This window comes from Vibrio tarriae (assembly GCF_002216685.1).
GTDB lineage: Bacteria > Pseudomonadota > Gammaproteobacteria > Enterobacterales > Vibrionaceae > Vibrio > Vibrio tarriae.
The window spans coordinates 1891851-1909215 of record NZ_CP022353.1 but is presented as its reverse complement, the minus strand read 5'-3'; the positions used below and the strand labels follow the sequence as shown (position 1 = coordinate 1909215).

Sequence of the window (17365 nt, the reverse complement as noted above, 5' to 3'; positions counted from 1 at the left end):
TATTTTGCTGGCGTCACTCTGTGTTTATGCCGACTGGGTAGCATTTATCCATCTTTTAAGAATTTTTTGATGTTGTCCTCATTCTTATAAGAGGAGTGGACTTTGATCAGCCCTTGATTTATTGCTTGTTTACAAGAAAGCCGAATATTTTCTGAAGCAAAACTGGCGGCAGGGGCATTATCAATCGCTTTTAAATAGACCCATTGACTTTGACCTTCGCTTAGACTTAGCTCTCTGGCAATATTGGTTGCCATTAACAAAATATCCAGCAATTCTTTATCATTGATAGCGGTATAAGCCCGAGGTAAAAATGGGTAATCGGCAATACCTATACGAATTATTCGGTTTATTTTTCGTTCTGGTGAAAAATCATTCAGCCAAGTTTGAATCTGGTTGAATAATATTTCTGGCTCACTTCGCTCACTGCCATTTTTTTCGATATACAACAGGCTTGCATCTGAAAAGTGATACAAACGATCAGGTTCTTTTATTTTAGTTTTAAGAAATTTACCAAAAGCGCGCTCTAATTCTAAACCTGCCGTGTAGCCATTTTGCAGATACATGTTGCGCATGAAAGGGATATCAATCAGCACAAAACGTAACCTATCGTTGAGCGGTTGTTGAATGAGTTCTCCTAGCTGCCACTGTTCGTAGTTGCGGTTACTATTTTCTAATGAACTTGGTAGCTTAGCATTGAGCATCCGCAGGTTGCTCAGGCGCGATCTTGAGTGGGTAAATAAGGTGTCGTGTAACTCAGAGACTTCATCTTGATAGCGTTGAATAAGATAACCACGTCGCAAATTAATCATAAAAAGGATTAAGCTGACACTCAGTAGAAACAGGGCAATTTTGCGTAATTGGCTGAGTTGATTTTTTGTCTCTTGTAGTTCTTTCTCTTGTCCAACTAAATGTAAGGTTTGTTCAATAAACTCGCGCTGTTGGCGAAATGCATCTTCACTTATTTGATTAAGTTTATTTTGTCGCTTTTGGGCGAGACTCTGACTCTTTTTAAAATTATCTAACGCTTTGGTTGCCTGTCCCGTTCTTTCATAACCGAGAGAAAGTAAACGGTAAGCTTGCTCTTGAAGATAATCATCTTTAATCGATTCACCAATTTGCAGTGCCATTTCTGCATAGCGAACAATATCTTGGTTTATTTCTTGATAATAAGCTAACCCAGAATGCAACAAAGCGGCGTGCCCATTTAAACGAGGAATATCAGCTAATCCTAATAACTCTTCAGCGTTGGTTAAATATTGTTCAGCGATCGGATAGTTGTAGAGTTGTAAATAGGTAGCGGCGAGATTGATACGAATTTCAATTTCATCACTGAGCTGAGATTGACTATTTTTATGATCAATAACATTGAAATAATGCACTAAGGCTAAGTTATATTTTCCTTGCTGGTAGTAGACATCACCCATTTGTTTGAGAACAGCAGATAAAAATGGCGATTGTTCGTAGCGACCATAAAAATCTGCTGCTTGCGAGAAGTGGTCGAGGGCTTTATCTAAAACCTGACGGTTGAAAAAAAGCTTGCCTAACAGCGTATTCGCTTGGGCTAACAACACACTGGCGTTGTTTTCAATCGCACTCCAATAGGCGAGCAGTAACTCTGAAAGCGCCAGATTATAACGCTCATGACTGAGATGGTGTTCGCCTAAGGTTAAGTGATACTCGATAGCAGGTTTTTCGTTTTGTAAGGTTTCAAGATAAGGCTTGGCCTTTGCAAACAGCTTATCGGCCAATTCAATATCATTGGCTTTCGAAGCTATTTCGGCACTGAGTAACGTAAGTTTGTAATCAATGCTTTTCGCGATGTGATCGGCATTTTCGATCACCTGATACTGCTCATTAATCTGACGCAGTCTTTCACGCGCGGCCAGCGCATCGCCCTCTTTTTGCCAAATAAGGCGCGTGCTAAGGATTTGCACATCGAGGTGTAAATAGGGGAGTTGGTACTTCTCGGTCAGCGCGTTGGCATCGCGCAATATTAGTTGAGCTTGTTCATGCTCACCAAGATTATCCAGCGCTTGTGCCAAAATCATCAAAGCATCAACGGTACTGCCTGGCGTGCGAGTACGACTGTCAGCTTCATCTCGAGCTATCGTCGCTGGGTGTTTTTCCAGTTTTTCGGCTAAATGGCGCTCGTTAAGGTACTGTTGCGCCATTTTTTTTGCTTGTAAGGGAGAGACCTCGACCAAGCCGCTGGCTTCATTGAGCATAGGTGAAGAGTAAATTGTGGCCTGAGCCCAACTTGAAGTCAGCAGTAAGATCGCTATGGTTATCCAGCGCAGAAATCTCATCCTTAGTTTTGTCCTTATTGTCGCGCCATGCGCTGGTTATGCTCCGGTGCTGACTGGCAATTCGAGCGAAATGGGTTGATGTCTAAACCTCCGCGCCGAGTGTAACGGGCATATACAGTCAAACGCTGCGGATGGCAGTAACGCATAATATCGGTGAAAATACGCTCAACACACTGCTCATGAAATTCATTATGCTCACGGAAAGAGACTAGATAACGCAGTAGGGCTTCACGATTAATCTTGGCTCCGCGATAAGCAATTTCTACGCTGCCCCAGTCGGGTTGATTGGTGATAAGGCAGTTAGATTTGAGCAAATGACTGTGCAGCACTTCATTGACGATGTCACCCTGCGCGGCCTGTTGCAGTAGCGTATCATCAAACTCGTAGCCAGAGATCTCAATATCTTGTGCATCAATGCACTCGCCTTGCATGGTCACAATCGGCTCTGCGGTGTAATCACTCAGTGGTTTCACTTTAACGGAGACGGTTTCACCCGCGCAGGCCGAAAGATCGTGCACTAAGCGCGTTTGCACTTCATTCCAAGACGCAAAACGAGTCTGGTTGTAGCTGTTAAGGTAGAGCTTGAACGATTTGGATTCGATCAAATTGGTACTGGTTGCCGGAATCGACACTTCACCGATAGCCACTTGTGGTAGGCCTTTCTGATTTAGCCAAGAGAGCTCATACAGCGTCCATATATCACAACCTTGAAAAGGCAGAGTAGCGCTAAGATGCAGATCATTGCGGTTCAAGCTGCGTGGCACAGGTTGCAGTAAGCTTGGGTCATACTGGTTGGCATACTCGGTTTTTTTACCCAGAGTTAAACCAGTTAGCTCTTTGGCATCGGAATATTTGCTCATGTTTTTCAGTCGATTCAATTAGAATGTGCAGAATTTTACGCAATCCCAGTGCCAGTGTCATTAACGAGGCGGCGCAAACTCAACATGGAGATGATTATGACGCAAAGCGTAGTGCAAGCCTTGAGTGCATTTAGTCAGCGTTTTGTACAACAATGTGCACAGCAAACCTGCCAGTTACCGGCAAATGATGAATTGTTGGGACTGGCTTCGCCTTGTGTGGTTGAAGAGCTAACCGATGTGGTGCGCTGGCGTCCCGTCAATCGGGAGGTGTGGGCGGATTTCAGTAATGTCGAGCGAGCGATTGAGCTTACGCTGCACGAGGATATTAAAGCGTTTTACGCCAGCCAGTTTAGTGCAGATATGCCCGCGCATTGGCGCGGTCGTGAATTAACCCTGCTGCAAGTTTGGAGTGAAGATGATTTCACCCGCTTGCAGGAAAACATCTTGGGTCATTTAGTGATGCAGCGTCGCTTAAAGCAAAAACCAACCGTGTTTATCGCGACTACCGAGGATGAAATGGCGGTGGTTTCAGTGTGTAACCTGAGTGGCAATGTGATCCTAGAAAAGCTTGGCACGGCGCAACGAGAAGTGTTGACAGCTGACCTTGCCGCATTTTTAGAACAACTTGAACCTGTGGTGAATTGAGATGTACGTGGTTGAGTTGGAATTTGAGTGTTTTGATAACACCACCATCAGCGCCGTGGATAAAGCCATCAATGGTTTGATGGATGCGCTGCGCTATAACGGACAAGTATTGGGGCGTGAGTTTCCTATTGTGCTGGGCGACGGGGTGTTTTATGTGCGCGCCGTGTGTCCTGAAAAAGAGAGCTTGCACCCGAAATTTCATTCCGAATATGTTGAAACTTGTGTGAGCCGTTTAAGTGAGGCCAGTTTGCTCGCGCCGAAAGTTCGCGTGCTTGGGTTAGATATTAACTCAGAACAAGCTGCAGAAGAGGAAACTCCGAGTTGGCAAGTGCTGTACACTACCTATGTTCATACTTGTTCACCACTGCGCAGTGGTGAAAGTCTGTTGCCTATTCCACTGTATCGTAATCCGCCGACCTTTAATGGTGACCACAAAGCGGTGATCAAATGGCAAACTGAGTGGCAAGCGTGTGATGAGTTGCAAATGGCCGGAGCGTGCAAAGCTGAGCATGCCGCACTGCATGAGATATGCGATGTGGATAGTGATTTGTTCCGCCGAGGTTGGGATTTACGTGGCCGGATTGAATTTTTGACTAAAGTACCCACGTATTACTACCAGTATCGGGTGGGGGGCAGTAGTTTAGCGCAAGAAAAAGCGCGCCTTTGCCCTAAATGTGGCGGTCACTGGCTGCTTGATGAGCCACTGCATGACATCTTCCATTTCCGTTGTGAGCCGTGCCGAATCGTCTCCAATATTTCTTGGGATCATTTGAAATAGCGTTGGGAGAGCATCCACATTCGCGGTCTTTCTATACCCTTCCTACTTGAAGCTGCAGCGGTGTTGGCTACGTTTGCTCACCCCAATCACATAGTGTATCTATGCTCATGGGGATGAACTCACTTGCCGCCTACCTGCAACTCCAAGTAGTTTGGGTATCTCAGGATTAAAAGGATCGCCAGTATTAAAAGGATCGCGGTAATAAAAAAGGTTGGCTTAAAGCCAACCTTTTTTGATCTTATTTCAATGCTTTGTTTTTAAAGGCTAATGCTTAATGTTAAGCCATTACCAACCCTTAACTGCGCCACCTTGGAAGATTTCAGAAGCAGCTTTAGCGACTTCTTCGGTTTGGTAGGCTTTCTTGAAGTTTTGTACGTTTTCCGCGTTCACGTTTGCTTCACGTGCTACTAGGAGGTTTACATATGGTGACTCTTTATTTTCAACAAAGATACCATCTTTTTCTGGTGTTAAGTTGATTGAGCTCGCATAAGTGGTGTTGATGATAGACAGAGCAACATCATCCAGTGAACGTGGTAGCTGTGCAGCATCTAATTCGAGGATCTCAAGTTTCTTTGGATTTTCAACGATGTCACGTACGGTCGCTAGCAGACCGACGTCTTCACGCAGTTTGAGCAGACCTTGTTGTTGCAGCAGCAACAGTGAGCGACCTAGGTTAGTTGGATCGTTTGGAACCGCGATGCGTGCGCCATCTTGTAGATCATCAACCGATTTGACCTGTTTTGAGTAACCTGCGATTGGGTAAACGAAGGTGTTACCGACGATCGCTAGCTTGTAACCACGATCAGCGACTTGTTTATCTAAGTATGGTTTGTGCTGGAAAGCGTTCGCATCGATAGAACCGTCATCCAATGCCGCGTTTGGTGTTACGTAATCGGTAAAAGTCACCAGTTCGACATCCAGATTGTATTTTTCTTTAGCCACTTTGGCTGCCACTTCCGCAACTTGTGCTTCAGCCCCTGCCATAACACCAATTTTCACTTTGTTGTTATCCACGGCTTTTTCACCACAGCCGGCCAAAATCAGGGTTGAGGCTGCAGCAGCAATAGTCAGTAAACTTTTCAGGCTAAACTTCATGATGAACTCCTTGTTCAAAAAAGGCTTTTGTTTTGCTTATCGATGATCGACACGGCGTACCAACGCATCACCGATGGATTGAATAATTTGTACCAGTACAATCAGCATGACTACTGTGACCGCCATGATGGTGATGTCGTAACGGTGGAATCCGTAACGGATAGCCACATCGCCCAGACCACCACCGCCAACGGTACCTGCCATGGCTGAGTAGCTGACCAGTGTCACAAGTGTAATCGTGACTGAGTTTAAAATCGTCGGTAGCGCTTCAGGCAGCAGTACCTTACGAATGATTTGCAGTGGCGTCGCGCCCATGGACTGCGCCGCTTCCACTAAGCCGGTTGGCACTTCAAGCAGTGCACTTTCAATCAGTCGTGCTACAAACGGAATTGCTCCAATCGTAAGAGGGACAATCGCCGCCGTGGTACCGATGAAGGTGCCGACAATCAGTTTGGTGACTGGAATGATCGCGACCATCAACACTAAAAAGGGGACGGAGCGACCTACGTTAACAATCGCACCAAGAATGCTATTGAGCGGTAGGTTTTCTAGCAAGCCATCTTTTTTAGTGGTGTGTAGAATCACCCCAAGCGGAATCCCTAGCGCAAAACCCACCACACCTGCAATCGCGACCATATACAGTGTTTGCCATGTGGCGGTTAGCAGTAGGTCGCCATTGAGTGCAAGCCATTGTGCAATCGTATTAAAGGACATAGCCCAGCACCTCTACTTTAACGTTGTTTTCGCGCAGATAATTAATTGCGGCTTCATCATCATCGGCATTACCAAAAATTTCAGCGACCATCATGCCAAATTTCACTCCACCAGCGTAATCCAGATCTGAGCTCAGAATGCTGACATCAATATTGTATTTGCGGGCAATTTGCGTCATCAACGGCGCATCCACGGTCGCTCCGGTAAATTCCAAACGCACCAATGGGTAGCTGCCCGCCACGCGAGTTGGCTGTAAGCGTACTTGATAATCCTCTGGAATCGACAAATCCAACGTTGAACGGATAAATTGATGCGCCAACTCGGTTTTCGGATGAGCAAAAATATCGCCGACTGTGCCTTTCTCTACCAGCTCTCCGCCACCAATGATCGCCACTTCGTGACAGATGCTTTTCACCACATCCATTTCATGGGTAATCAGCAAAATGGTCAGGTTGAGCTTACGGTTAATCTCTTTGAGCAGTTCCAGAATCGACTGCGTTGTCGCTGGATCGAGCGCGCTGGTGGCTTCATCACACAGCAATACTTTGGGATCGCTTGCCAAAGCGCGTGCAATCGCGACACGTTGCTTCTGGCCGCCTGACAGATTGGCTGGGTAGCTCTCTCTTTTCTCAGAGAGACCAACCAGGGCCAGCAATTCAGTCACTTTCGTTTCGATATGCTGTTGTGATTGGCCCGCTAACTCAAGTGGCAGAGCTACGTTTTCAAACACAGTGCGTGATGAAAGCAGATTAAAATGCTGGAAAATCATACCTATGTTACGGCGAGCCGCGCACAGTTGTGGATTACTGAGCGTGGTGAGATCCACACCATCGACAATCACTTGGCCGCTGGTCGGTTTTTCTAGCATGTTGACACAACGGATCAGCGTACTTTTTCCGGCACCGGATGAGCCAATCACCCCAAAAATCGTACCCTGTGGAATGAATAAATTGATGTCTTTCAGGGCGTGGATTTGTTTATCCCCCTGATAGAACACCTTATTTACGCTTTTAATCTCAATCATGTGCAACCCTGTACTGCTCGAGGCAGAATAATCTGTTGGCCTCTTCCTCAATTGGTAGTCGATGCTATGGGCTTGCCGAGTTTAAGTCAATAGATATTTTTACGTCTAGACGTCTAAATGGTTGTAACTGATTAGACGAGAAAGTAATTAGATAGTGACTAAAAAATATAGATAGTGATGAAAAAAATAAAGCGTGCAATAATTCGCGCAAAGTGACTTGAAAGAGATAGCATTTTGGCCAAACCCGCCGTATTTCTGGACCGTGATGGCGTGATCAACGTCGATCACGGTTACGTGCATGATGAGCACGATTTCCAATTTATTGAAGGTGTATTTGAAGCGACTGCGGCTTTGCAGCGTATGGGCTATTTGTTGGTGTTGGTCACCAACCAATCCGGCATTGCGCGCGGCAAATTCAGTGAAGAGCGTTTCATTTCTCTCACCCAGTGGATGGACTGGAATTTTGCCGATAATGGCGTTGAATTTGACGGTATCTATTACTGTCCACACCATGCTGAACATGGAATTGGGCAATATAAAGAAGAGTGTGATTGCCGCAAACCTAAGCCGGGTATGTTTCTTTCGGCGCGTGATTTCCTCAATATTGACATGACTAATTCGGTGATGGTCGGTGACAAAGCGGAAGATATGATGGCAGCAGAAGCGGCGGGTGTGGGCACTAAGATTTTGGTGCGCACCGGTAAGCCTATTACTGAGCAAGGCGAAGCCTTGGCGAGCGTCGTGCTCGATAGCATTCGCGATGTGCCTCATTATCTACTGCGAGTGAAAAAATAAGGTCGCTTCAGCGGCCTTATCTGCTGATCTTTATCTTTCTTATTGATGATTACCAAACACAGCGCATGAATCGAAAACTGACGATTTTAGACATTGCTAGACTCTCGGGCGTTGGTAAATCCACCGTTTCGCGCGTGTTAACCAATGATCCCAAAGTGAAACCTGAAACCCGCGCTAAAGTGGAGCAGGTGATTGCGGAGTCGGGGTATGTGCCATCCAAATCGGCACAAACCATGCGTGGTGGCAGCCAAAAAGTCGTGGGTATTATTATCTCGCGTCTGGATTCTCCTTCTGAAAACAAAGCGGTCAGCACTATGCTGCAAGCCTTCTATGCTCACGGTTACGATGTGGTGATCATGGAGAGCCAGTTTAGCCGTGAAAAAACCAATGCCCATTTAAAAGTGCTGGCCAAACGACAAGTGGATGGCGTGATCGTGTTTGGCTTTACCGATATCGATCACGATGCCTTGCTCAGTTGGCAGCATCGCTGCGTGCTCTTGGCTATGCACAGCGACGAGATTTCCTCGATCAACTATGACAATGCAGGCGTGATTGAGCGTGCGCTGCAGCATCTAGCCCAAAAACAGCTACGTCATATCGCGTTCATTGGGGTCGACCCACGGGACAAAACCACGGGTGAGCAACGGCTTAATGCTTACCTTAACTGGTGCACGCAGCATAAGATTGTCGCGAATTACCAAACCGGGCAGCTACACCATGAAAGCGCCTATCAGCTAGTGGATAAAGTGCTGACTGAGCAAACTCAAGCGATTGTGTGTGCCAGTGATACTTTGGCACTGGGTGTGATTAAGCGTTTACAAGAGCTGCAACGTGATGATGTGGTGGTGACTGGGGTTGGGGGCAATGAACTGCTCTCTTTTCTATTTCCGAACATTTTTAGTGTCGACCCCGGCTATCGTGAAGCGGGCAAATTAGCTGCCGATTTACTGATCGAGCAACTGTGTGGCCCTGAAAACGGCTGTATGCATCTAACACAGATGCCAGTATCGCGGTAACGGCCTCCTTCTTTTTTATTTATGTCCTTTGATAATTCGTGAATTGTATTGTTTCGCGAGTTTGACTCTCTTTTTACTACACTAAAATCATGCGCAAATAACGCACAATGTGATCGCATTCAATTAATGGGATTGTTCCCATTTTTATCTGTTATGCATTGTGTCAATATCGCACCAATTGATTTGGGACTGTTCCCAATTGCTGCAAGCATAACAATTCAATAGGGTGGACGAGGATATGAGTAAGATTGCGAAACAAGACGTTACGCGTCTTATCGAATTGGTGGGAGGCGAAAGCAATATTGCGAGCGTTACTCACTGTTTGACACGCTTACGCTTTGTGCTGAATCAGCCAGAGCAGGCTGATAAGGCGGGCTTGGAAGCACTAAGTATGGTAAAGGGCTGCTTTACCAATGCTGGACAATTTCAAGTCGTGATTGGTACCGAAGTCGATCACGTATACAAAATGCTGCTGGAACAAACGGGTAAACAAGCGGTTTCCAAAGACGATGCGAAAGTGGCTGCGCGTCAAAACATGAATGTGCTAGAGCGTGGCATCTCCCATTTGGCTGAAATTTTTGTGCCACTACTGCCTGCGATCATCACTGGTGGTTTGATCCTCGGTTTTCGTAATGTGATTGGCGACATTCGCATGTTTGATGGCAAAACTCTGACTGAAATCAGTCAGTTTTGGGCATCAGTCCATGCGTTCTTGTGGTTAATTGGCGAAGCGATTTTCTTCTTCTTACCTGTCGGTGTCTGCTGGTCAACCGTGAAAAAACTTGGCGGTACGCCAATCCTCGGTATTACCCTTGGGGTAACGCTGGTTTCTCCGCAATTGATGAACGCTTACCTGATCGGTAAAGAAGTGCCAGAAGTGTGGGATTTCGGGCTGTTTGCGATTGAAAAAGTGGGTTACCAAGCTCAGGTAATCCCCGCTATCTTGGCCGGTGTGGCATTAGCCTTTATTGAAAATAATTTAAGACGTGTGGTGCCTTCTTACCTCTATCTGGTAGTGGTGCCGTTTGTATCAATCATTGTGTCAGTGGTGCTTGCCCACGCCTTTATCGGTCCATTTGGTCGCGTGATTGGTGATGGTGTTGCATTTGCGGCGAAAGCGGCGATGACGGGTGATTTTGCGGTAATTGGCTCGACGCTGTTTGGCTTTCTGTATGCGCCTCTCGTGATTACTGGTATTCACCACACCACTAACGCGGTAGATCTGCAGCTGATGCAAGAGCTGGGTGGTACGCCAATTTGGCCTTTGATTGCGCTATCCAACATTGCTCAGGCTTCGGCGGTAGTGGGCATCATTATCATCAGTAAAAAGCACGGCGAACGGGACATTTCTGTACCGGCGGCGATTTCCGCTTACCTTGGTGTAACTGAACCTGCGATGTACGGTATCAACCTTAAATACAAATTCCCTATGCTGAGCGCAATGATCGGCAGTGCTTTGGCTGCTGCAGTCTGTGGTAGCGCTGGTGTAATGGCCAACGGTATCGGTGTCGGCGGTTTGCCGGGTATTCTCTCGATTCAGCCGCAGTTTTGGAGTATTTACCTCGTCGCCATGCTAATTGCGATTTTGGTACCCGCAGCATTGACTCTGCTGATGTACAAGCGCGCACAGAGTTCAGGCAAACTGGCCGTTTCGGCTGCCTAATCTGTACCCGATTGAGGAGTGGTTTACGCCACTCCTTTCTCTGTTTTGGAGTCAATTTTTTTGAGTAAGTGAGAGTAGTATGAGTAGCTCAACCCAATCCATGCCTTGGTGGAAAACCGCTGCAATTTATCAAATTTATCCGAAAAGTTTTTGCGATAGTGGCGCGAAGGGCGTGGGCGATCTGCAAGGCATTATCAGCAAGCTCGATTATTTGCAAAAGCTTGGGATTGAAGCGATTTGGCTGACGCCGATTTATCAATCGCCTATGGTCGATAATGGGTATGACATTGCCGATTATTACGCGATTAACCCAGACTTTGGCACGATGCAAGATTTCGAACAACTGCTGAAAGAAGCCCATCGTCGTGGTATTCGCATCATCATGGATATCGTGGTTAACCACACCTCAACCGAACACGCTTGGTTCCAATCTGCATTGGGCGATCGCAATAGCCCTTACCGTGATTACTATATTTGGCATAAGCCGGTTAACGGTGGTGTGCCGAACAACTGGCAATCCAAATTTGGCGGGAGTGCGTGGGCGCTGGATGAAGCGACCGGTGAGTATTATTTGCATCTGTTTGCCAAAGAGCAGGCCGATTTGAACTGGGAAAATCCGCAAGTTCGAGAAGAAGTAAAAAACATCATCGGATTTTGGGCGGAAAAAGGTGTCGATGGCTTCCGACTTGATGTGATTAACCTCATTTCCAAGCAACAAGATTTTGCCAATGATGAAATCGGTGATGGTCGTCGTTTTTACACCGATGGCCCAAGAGTGCATGAGTATCTGCAAGAGATCAGCCATGATGTTTTCCAGCGTTATGGCAGCGTAACTGTCGGCGAAATGTCTTCAACTACCTTAGAACATTGCCAACAATATTCTGCGCTCGATGGTCGAGAGCTTTCTATGGTGTTTAATTTCCATCATTTGAAAGTCGATTATCCGAATGGCGAAAAGTGGACGAAAGCGCCGTTTGATTTTCTGCAACTCAAGCAAATTTTCAATCATTGGCAAACGGGGCTGAATGGCAAAGGATGGGGCGCACTGTTTTGGTGTAACCATGATCAGCCGCGGATTGTGAGCCGTTTAGGTGATGATCAGCAGTACCGAGTTGAGTCAGCCAAAATGCTGGCGGCCACCATTCACCTAATGCAAGGCACACCTTATATCTATCAAGGTGAAGAGATTGGAATGACCAACCCAGGCTTTACGTCGATCAAGCAGTATCGCGATGTTGAAAGCATCAACATTCACCAAATTATGGTGCAGCAACAAGGTGTCTCTGAAAGTGACATGCTGGCGATTTTGGCGCAAAAATCTCGTGATAATTCACGCACGCCAATGCAATGGGATGCCAGTCTCCAAGCTGGATTTACTCGTGGAGAACCTTGGATTGAAGTGGCGCATAACTATCCTGAAATCAATGCACAGGCCGCGTTAGAAGACCCGCATTCGGTGTTCTATTTCTACCGTCGTTTGCTATCGCTACGTAAGAAAGTGGCGGTGATTACGGACGGTGATTACACCGACTTGTTGCCGGAGCATAAAGAGATTTTTGCTTATCAGCGTCGTAATCAGAAACAAGTGTTGATCTGTTTGAACAACTATTACGGTCACGAAACCGAATGCGTTCTGCCAGAATTACCGCTCGATGATGCGCTCTACTTGCTAGGCAACTATCCGGGTATTGAATTACAGCGCGTGTTGGCGCACCAAGTGTTACGTCCATACGAAACACGCATCATCCTGATTGAGTCACCCCTATAGGATTCAATCACTTTTCAGCCCCGCATTGTCGGGGCTTTTTGTTCTTGGTTGGTCACAAATCGTCACATAAAGGTTAAGCTCAATTCGCTATAGTTTGGATTCTTGCACAATGGATGTGGACATAATGAACGGGACTTTACCTCAATCTAACAGAGTGATTCTGGTTGAAGATGACTTAGAGCTTGCGGAGCTGATTAAAGATTTTCTTAACCACTATGAATTTGATGTCACTATTGTTACTGATGGCCTTCAAGCGGTAGATAGCATCTTGAATGCACAACCCGATCTGGTCATTCTGGATATTATGTTACCTGGTCAAAGCGGTATGGAAGTTTGCCGCGCTATTCGCGAACAATATCAAGGCATGATCTTGATGCAAACGGCACTCGATGACGACATCGATCAAATGATGGGCTTAGAACTTGGAGCTGACGACTATGTCGTAAAGCAAGTTAAACCGCGGTTGTTGCTTTCTCGAATACGCGCTTTGTTACGTCGCCAAGAGCGCAATACTCAAGGCGATAAGTATGAGTTACGCATTGGCTCTTTATGGATGAATCTGCAACACAGGGCGGTGCTGTTAGCGCAATGCCCAGTCAGGTTAACCACAAGTGAATTTGAGCTTCTGTATCTGCTTGCGCAAAATGTCGGCACCATAGTCACGCGAGATGACATAGCTCAACAGATCCGAGGTTTTGAATATGATGGTTTAGATAGATCGATTGATAGGCGGATTTCAAGACTAAGGCGAGCACTTAACGATGACCCGAATGAACCTCGACTAATTAAAACCATTCGCGGCCGAGGTTATCAGTTGTGTGCGGTACAAGAAGGGGAGTGGCAATGATTAGAGCATTTTGGGTGCTTTGGGTTGCGGTGTTTCTCCCCATTTTATTGCTCATTATCCCCAATCAATTTAACCCAATCCAACAGCTTACACGCACTCTGTCGGAAGACTTCTATAAGCCTGTTTACCGAAGCAACTTTTCGTTTCTATCAGGAAAGCTACAGCACGCTCCACCTACCGAGTGGCCTGTGATCGTCGAACATTATGCTCAATATTTTACTTATTCGTTACGTTTGGATGAGTTAGAGAGCTACGCATCCTCCGCTTTGTTTTATCCAGCTTTACAAAGTGGCGAGCTTATTTTCCAAGATGGCGACCCTAATGTTTTATTACAACGAGTCCCGAACAGTAATAAGGTGCTCTATTTCGCGATTAATGAATCCAGAGAACTGGGCGCATTAAACCAAGCGCGAGGAACGCTATCACTCGCCATTGAAGATCTGCGTAGTCAACCTCGTAGCCAGTGGGAAACCAGTATCGCGGAGCAGAATCGTTTGATTCCGCTAAAACTAAGTTTAGTGCGAGAGGCAGATTTATTGCCGATTGAGCAGGAAAAGCTCAGTGCAGCCAAAGGACAGATGATCAGTTACCTGAATCCCCAAGGCAGCATGATTTTACTGGCTCCTATTGATGAAGGTATTTGGCTACATGTTGAAGACAATATCTCTTATCAAACGCAACTGAAACTGACAACAGCCATAGCGGGGCTTTTCTTTCTAGGTATTTCTATTGCCTTAGTGATGTGGATTTTTCCCTTGTGGCGAGATCTCAAACGGCTAGTGAAAACCGCCAATGAGTTTGGGCAAGGCGTACTTTCAAAACGAGCATCAACCTCTCGGCTTTCGGTGATCTCTCAATTAAGCGAGTCCTTCAATCAAATGGCCAACAACATAGAAAAGCTGATCGCAAGTCAAAGAACCCTAACTAATACGATTGCACATGATTTGCGTACACCGCTTTATCGTCTGCGTTTTGCCTTTGAAATGTTGGATGATCCAGACATAGCGCAAAGCCAAAAAGACAAATACCGCCAAATCATTCATTCCAGCATTGAAGACCTCGACCACTTGATCAATCAAACCTTAGTGCTGTCGCGCTATAACCGAATCACCGACATCAGCCATTTTTCTTACTGCTATTTCACGGAAAACTTAGACGCAGAAGCCGACCTTTTCCGGCTTGAGAATCCACATCTAAAACTGCAAGTGGACGTATCTGATTCTCTACGTCAGCAGAAGCTGTTTGTTGACCACCGGGCTTTATTACGAGCCGTTAAAAACCTGCTGAGCAATGCAGCGCGGTATGCCAAGCAGGAAATACATCTTTCTTTTAACGAAGCTCAAGGAGAGCTGATATTGGCTGTTGAAGATGACGGTGTTGGTATCACTCCTGACGATGTTGAACGTATTTTTGAACCTTTTGTGCAACTGAATAATCAGGAGCGCAGCAGTGAAAAAGAGCATGGTCTTGGGTTAGCGATTGTTAAGCAAATTACTCGTTGGCATCAAGGCCAAGTCGAGGTGAAACGTTCTGACTTACTCAGTGGTGCGCGTTTTGAATTACGTTGGCCGAAAGAGATTACGGTGGGAAATGTGACTAAGTTGGATACAAATAGTCAATGAATTGCTAAAGAGTCAGTTATCGCTTCGATGTTAACTTGATTGGGTGGAGGAATGAACCCACTTACAAGGAGTTAGCATGAATCGTAAACCATTGGCGTTATTGTTTAGTTGCGCCTTTTTCACAATCCCTAGTTTGGCTAAACCCATTGAATGGCGTCCTGGGTTTAGTGGAGATATCAGCTTAAATGCTGGGTTTAGCCAAACCAATTCCCAGTTGAATACGGATGATAGCAATGCCATCACGCAAAGTTTAAATGGAACAGGGAAACAGATCGAAACTGTCTCGCCTGTTATCTTAGGCCGCTTGCAATATACATTTGGTCATCAGGCACTCTTCTTTGGTAATAATGAAGACCAAATCAGTGAAGCTCAGTTTCAAAGTGAGCTTGGGTGGATTGGACAAATTACCGCGAATACTTATCTCACGCTTGCTGTGTTTGGCAGCATTCCAGGTATGGATGAAACTTGGCAAGACCCCTATCTCACAGGCTTACAACGTACAAAAACCGATCACAATGTAGTTGGGGGGCGAACCGCTCTTGAGGTCAATCTTCCTTTTCCTGTTACATTGAAATATGCCTACGCTGACAGTGAGATTGAGCATGACATCATAGGTCAATCACAAGCTCTCACCTCCAGTGAACAACATACGCTGTTACGCAGTAGCACTTATCAACGATTCGGTGCCGAAATTCATTTCCCACTTTCTATGAGCATTATGTTATCCCCTGGGTTCTATTACACCGATCAAGCGGCTGAAGGGAGTGCGCAGAGCCGCACAGAAACCGCGGCACAACTTAGTTTCTTTGCAAATCTGGATAGGCATCAAGTGGTTGTGACTTTACGTAGCAGCAAGAGCAACTATGAGCAGGACAACCCTGTCTTCGGCCGCAAGCGAGATGACGATGCTTTCGCCATGTTTGCTGTGTATGGCTATCAAGAGCCCTTTGCACTTTCCCACACCCAACTGAATGTGATGGCGGGTTACCAGCAGCAAGACGCGCAGATCGATTTCTATGACAGTGAGAATACGTTTATCGCCACTGGCATCAGTTACTCCTTTTAATCCATGATAGGAAAGAATCATGCTTAAGCTAAACCATTTGTTGAAGACATTTTGTATCGTTATTCTACTGTCGGGGTGTAAATCCGATGATTGGAAAGACACAGAAAAACTGACCAAACCCACAGTGAATGCAGGAAGTGATCAGTTACTGACACTGCCACTTAACAACATTACGTTGAGTGGTTCCGCAAAGTCTGAGTTATCCGTGTATACCATTAGAAACACGACTTGGCGGCAAGTCTCAGGGCCTCAATCGCTTGCTTTGCTCAACGCGGATACATTAAAAGCGACCGCGCTTTATCCTACTGTCGCGGGAACCTATCTTTTTGAATTATCGGCAGAAGACAGTGGCGGACGAAAGAACAGTGATCAAATACAAGTGGTCATCCAACCCGCTGCGCAAAGTATGCAGAGATCGAATGTGCAGGAGTCGCTTAATGTAGTGGATTGGCGTTATGCAAATCAGAATCAGGGGATATTGACGCTGAATCACTTGGACTCGGTTACCTTGGGTGAAGTGGATGAACAACTGATCAACGCATTGGCATCGCTCAATAGCGCCGCAGAGTTAACCTTATCGTTTGCGGAACATTCAGGGGGCAATCTACAAACCGCGATCATGCTGCTTGATAAACTCTCGGCTCAGTCTATTCCTCTCTGTCTGGAAGGCAGAAATTCTTGTATTAGTTTGGAACAAGGCTTTTTATTGCAGACGGATTTGTCCGAACAAGCCGATTGTGGTGATGCGCAAAGCTGTATTCATGCTTTACTTCAAGCTCAATAAGCAGAGAGTTCAGGTGATGAAAGCAAAAAAGCCAGCTCAATGAGCTGGCTTTCTGTATATGGTGGAGGGGGACGGATTCGAACCATCGAAGGCGGAGCCGGCAGATTTACAGTCTGCTCCCTTTGGCCACTCGGGAACCCCTCCAGGGTATTTTTCTTTTCAGTTTTGAAAAGACTTAACTGACGTTTTCCCAACGCATCAATCAAGGGTTTCTCTTACGAGAGAATATGGTGGAGGGGGACGGATTCGAACCATCGAAGGCGGAGCCGGCAGATTTACAGTCTGCTCCCTTTGGCCACTCGGGAACCCCTCCAGGGTGTTTTTCTTTTCAATTTCGAAAAGACTTAACTGACGTTTTCCCAACGCATCAATCAAGGGTTTC

General features: G+C 46.1%; 15 protein-coding genes and 2 tRNA genes. 10 read left to right on the top strand and 7 right to left on the bottom strand.

Annotated features, from left to right (window positions below; all coding sequences use genetic code 11):
• Positions 1-44 precede the first annotated feature (44 nt).
• Both CEQ48_RS14410 and queF read right to left on the bottom strand, forming a co-directional pair.
• Positions 45-2306, bottom strand: coding sequence for a tetratricopeptide repeat protein (locus CEQ48_RS14410; protein ID WP_089071720.1), 2262 nt, complete (start codon positions 2304-2306; stop codon positions 45-47).
• 14 nt (positions 2307-2320) lie between these two features.
• A complete protein-coding gene (gene queF / locus CEQ48_RS14405) occupies positions 2321-3166 on the bottom strand; it encodes an NADPH-dependent 7-cyano-7-deazaguanine reductase QueF (protein WP_089071719.1) in 846 nt (281 codons plus the stop codon).
• A 96-nt stretch (positions 3167-3262) separates the two neighbouring features.
• Between queF and syd the strand changes: the two genes are divergently transcribed.
• Both syd and CEQ48_RS14395 read left to right on the top strand, forming a co-directional pair.
• Complete coding sequence (gene syd, locus CEQ48_RS14400) at positions 3263-3811, top strand: SecY-interacting protein (protein ID WP_181710856.1); 549 nt, start codon at positions 3263-3265, stop codon at positions 3809-3811.
• A 1-nt stretch (position 3812) separates the two neighbouring features.
• Entirely contained in the window at positions 3813-4589 is a 777-nt protein-coding gene (locus tag CEQ48_RS14395; protein WP_089071717.1) for a Zn-ribbon-containing protein, read from the top strand.
• Positions 4590-4874: 285 nt separating this feature from the next.
• Here the strand turns inward: CEQ48_RS14395 and metQ are convergent, their stop codons facing one another.
• Genes metQ through metN form a run of 3 tightly spaced genes read right to left on the bottom strand, consistent with a single transcriptional unit; the run spans position 4875 to position 7422 of the window.
• Positions 4875-5684 carry a methionine ABC transporter substrate-binding lipoprotein MetQ gene (gene metQ, locus CEQ48_RS14390; protein WP_089071716.1) on the bottom strand — a complete coding sequence of 270 codons (810 nt, stop codon included), beginning with the start codon at positions 5682-5684 and terminating at the stop codon, positions 4875-4877.
• 36 nt (positions 5685-5720) lie between these two features.
• Positions 5721-6398 carry a methionine ABC transporter permease gene (locus tag CEQ48_RS14385; RefSeq protein WP_089071715.1) on the bottom strand — a complete coding sequence of 226 codons (678 nt, stop codon included), beginning with the start codon at positions 6396-6398 and terminating at the stop codon, positions 5721-5723.
• Positions 6388-7422 (bottom strand): methionine ABC transporter ATP-binding protein MetN, encoded by a 1035-nt coding sequence (metN, locus tag CEQ48_RS14380; RefSeq protein ID WP_089071714.1) that lies wholly within the window; start codon positions 7420-7422, stop codon positions 6388-6390. Before metN ends, CEQ48_RS14385 begins: the two co-directional genes overlap by 11 nt.
• A gap of 234 nt (positions 7423-7656) precedes the next feature.
• Here metN and gmhB point away from each other — a divergent pair, with 234 nt between their 5' ends.
• From gmhB to CEQ48_RS14340, 8 genes are all read left to right on the top strand, one after another.
• Positions 7657-8217: a D-glycero-beta-D-manno-heptose 1,7-bisphosphate 7-phosphatase gene (gene gmhB / locus CEQ48_RS14375; protein WP_089071713.1), complete on the top strand. Its 561-nt coding sequence runs from the start codon at positions 7657-7659 to the stop codon at positions 8215-8217.
• A gap of 65 nt (positions 8218-8282) precedes the next feature.
• Positions 8283-9233: a trehalose operon repressor TreR gene (gene treR, locus CEQ48_RS14370; RefSeq protein WP_089071712.1), complete on the top strand. Its 951-nt coding sequence runs from the start codon at positions 8283-8285 to the stop codon at positions 9231-9233.
• A 238-nt stretch (positions 9234-9471) separates the two neighbouring features.
• Positions 9472-10896 (top strand): PTS trehalose transporter subunit IIBC, encoded by a 1425-nt coding sequence (treB, locus tag CEQ48_RS14365; protein ID WP_181714758.1) that lies wholly within the window; start codon positions 9472-9474, stop codon positions 10894-10896.
• Between the two features lie 79 nt (positions 10897-10975).
• Positions 10976-12664 carry an alpha,alpha-phosphotrehalase gene (treC, locus tag CEQ48_RS14360; RefSeq protein WP_089071710.1) on the top strand — a complete coding sequence of 563 codons (1689 nt, stop codon included), beginning with the start codon at positions 10976-10978 and terminating at the stop codon, positions 12662-12664.
• A 124-nt stretch (positions 12665-12788) separates the two neighbouring features.
• On the top strand, positions 12789-13511 hold the full coding sequence (locus tag CEQ48_RS14355) for a response regulator (RefSeq protein ID WP_089071709.1): 723 nt from the start codon (positions 12789-12791) through the stop codon (positions 13509-13511).
• Positions 13508-15133, top strand: coding sequence for an ATP-binding protein (locus tag CEQ48_RS14350; protein WP_198301166.1), 1626 nt, complete (start codon positions 13508-13510; stop codon positions 15131-15133). The genes CEQ48_RS14355 and CEQ48_RS14350 overlap by 4 nt, the downstream gene beginning before the upstream one ends.
• A 76-nt stretch (positions 15134-15209) precedes the next feature.
• Positions 15210-16199, top strand: a complete 990-nt coding sequence (locus CEQ48_RS14345; RefSeq protein ID WP_089071707.1) for a DUF2860 family protein — start codon at positions 15210-15212, stop codon at positions 16197-16199.
• A gap of 19 nt (positions 16200-16218) precedes the next feature.
• Entirely contained in the window at positions 16219-16983 is a 765-nt protein-coding gene (locus tag CEQ48_RS14340) for a PKD domain-containing protein (protein ID WP_089071706.1), read from the top strand.
• 59 nt (positions 16984-17042) lie between these two features.
• Here the strand turns inward: CEQ48_RS14340 and CEQ48_RS14335 are convergent.
• A tRNA-Tyr gene (locus CEQ48_RS14335) sits at positions 17043-17127 on the bottom strand.
• A gap of 84 nt (positions 17128-17211) precedes the next feature.
• Positions 17212-17296: transfer RNA gene (locus CEQ48_RS14330), tRNA-Tyr, on the bottom strand.
• Positions 17297-17365 lie beyond the last annotated feature (69 nt).